2 rRNA genes are annotated in these 2110 nt (G+C 52.0%); both read left to right on the top strand.

What is annotated here, in order from left to right:
• Nucleotides 1-1813: ribosomal RNA gene (locus YA0848_RS35500) — 23S ribosomal RNA — on the top strand; the annotation flags it as partial.
• Between the two features lie 151 nt (nucleotides 1814-1964).
• Nucleotides 1965-2080, top strand: a 5S ribosomal RNA gene (gene rrf, locus YA0848_RS35495).
• Nucleotides 2081-2110: the final 30 nt, after the last annotated feature.

Below are 2110 nucleotides of genomic sequence, written 5' to 3'. Positions count from 1 at the left end.
AAGCGTAATAGCTCACTAGTCGAGTCGGCCTGCGCGGAAGATGTAACGGGGCTCAAACCATACACCGAAGCTACGGGTATCACGTAAGTGATGCGGTAGAGGAGCGTTCTGTAAGCCTGTGAAGGTGAGTTGAGAAGCTTGCTGGAGGTATCAGAAGTGCGAATGCTGACATGAGTAACGACAATGGGTGTGAAAAACACCCACGCCGAAAGACCAAGGTTTCCTGCGCAACGTTAATCGACGCAGGGTTAGTCGGTCCCTAAGGCGAGGCTGAAAAGCGTAGTCGATGGAAAACAGGTTAATATTCCTGTACTTCTGGTTATTGCGATGGAGGGACGGAGAAGGCTAGGCCAGCTTGGCGTTGGTTGTCCAAGTTTAAGGTGGTAGGCTGAGATCTTAGGTAAATCCGGGATCTTAAGGCCGAGAGCTGATGACGAGTGTTCTTTTAGAACACGAAGTGGTTGATGCCATGCTTCCAAGAAAAGCTTCTAAGCTTCAGGTAACCAGGAACCGTACCCCAAACCGACACAGGTGGTTGGGTAGAGAATACCAAGGCGCTTGAGAGAACTCGGGTGAAGGAACTAGGCAAAATGGCACCGTAACTTCGGGAGAAGGTGCGCCGGTGAGGGTGAAGGACTTGCTCCGTAAGCCCATGCCGGTCGAAGATACCAGGCCGCTGCGACTGTTTATTAAAAACACAGCACTCTGCAAACACGAAAGTGGACGTATAGGGTGTGACGCCTGCCCGGTGCCGGAAGGTTAATTGATGGGGTTAGCTAACGCGAAGCTCTTGATCGAAGCCCCGGTAAACGGCGGCCGTAACTATAACGGTCCTAAGGTAGCGAAATTCCTTGTCGGGTAAGTTCCGACCTGCACGAATGGCGTAACGATGGCGGCGCTGTCTCCACCCGAGACTCAGTGAAATTGAAATCGCTGTGAAGATGCAGTGTATCCGCGGCTAGACGGAAAGACCCCGTGAACCTTTACTATAGCTTTGCACTGGACTTTGAATTTGCTTGTGTAGGATAGGTGGGAGGCTTTGAAGCGTGGACGCCAGTCTGCGTGGAGCCATCCTTGAAATACCACCCTGGCAACTTTGAGGTTCTAACTCAGGTCCGTTATCCGGATCGAGGACAGTGTATGGTGGGTAGTTTGACTGGGGCGGTCTCCTCCTAAAGAGTAACGGAGGAGTACGAAGGTGCGCTCAGACCGGTCGGAAATCGGTCGTAGAGTATAAAGGCAAAAGCGCGCTTGACTGCGAGACAGACACGTCGAGCAGGTACGAAAGTAGGTCTTAGTGATCCGGTGGTTCTGTATGGAAGGGCCATCGCTCAACGGATAAAAGGTACTCCGGGGATAACAGGCTGATACCGCCCAAGAGTTCATATCGACGGCGGTGTTTGGCACCTCGATGTCGGCTCATCACATCCTGGGGCTGAAGCCGGTCCCAAGGGTATGGCTGTTCGCCATTTAAAGTGGTACGCGAGCTGGGTTTAGAACGTCGTGAGACAGTTCGGTCCCTATCTGCCGTGGACGTTTGAGATTTGAGAGGGGCTGCTCCTAGTACGAGAGGACCGGAGTGGACGAACCTCTGGTGTTCCGGTTGTCACGCCAGTGGCATTGCCGGGTAGCTATGTTCGGAATAGATAACCGCTGAAAGCATCTAAGCGGGAAACTAGCCTCAAGATGAGATCTCACTGGAACCTTGAGTTCCCTGAAGGGCCGTCGAAGACTACGACGTTGATAGGTTGGGTGTGTAAGCGCTGTGAGGCGTTGAGCTAACCAATACTAATTGCCCGTGAGGCTTGACCATATAACACCCAAGCAATTTGAGTCGAAAGGCCAGATTGCGGTGTGTGAAGACGCAATGAACCGAAAGTTCGATGCTCACAAAACACCGACAGCTGTCACATACCCAATTTGCTGAAGCGAGGCCAAAAGGTCACGAGTCAGTACCCGAATTTCTTGACGACCATAGAGCATTGGAACCACCTGATCCCATCCCGAACTCAGAAGTGAAACGATGCATCGCCGATGGTAGTGTGGGGTTTCCCCATGTGAGAGTAGGTCATCGTCAAGATTAAATTCCGAAACCCCAATTGCGAAAGCA

Origin of the sequence: Pseudomonas sp. S4_EA_1b (genome assembly GCF_016307435.1) — a bacterium.
Taxonomy (GTDB): Bacteria; Pseudomonadota; Gammaproteobacteria; order Pseudomonadales; family Pseudomonadaceae; genus Aquipseudomonas; species Aquipseudomonas rhodesiae.
This window is presented reverse-complemented; position numbering and strand designations above follow the sequence as displayed.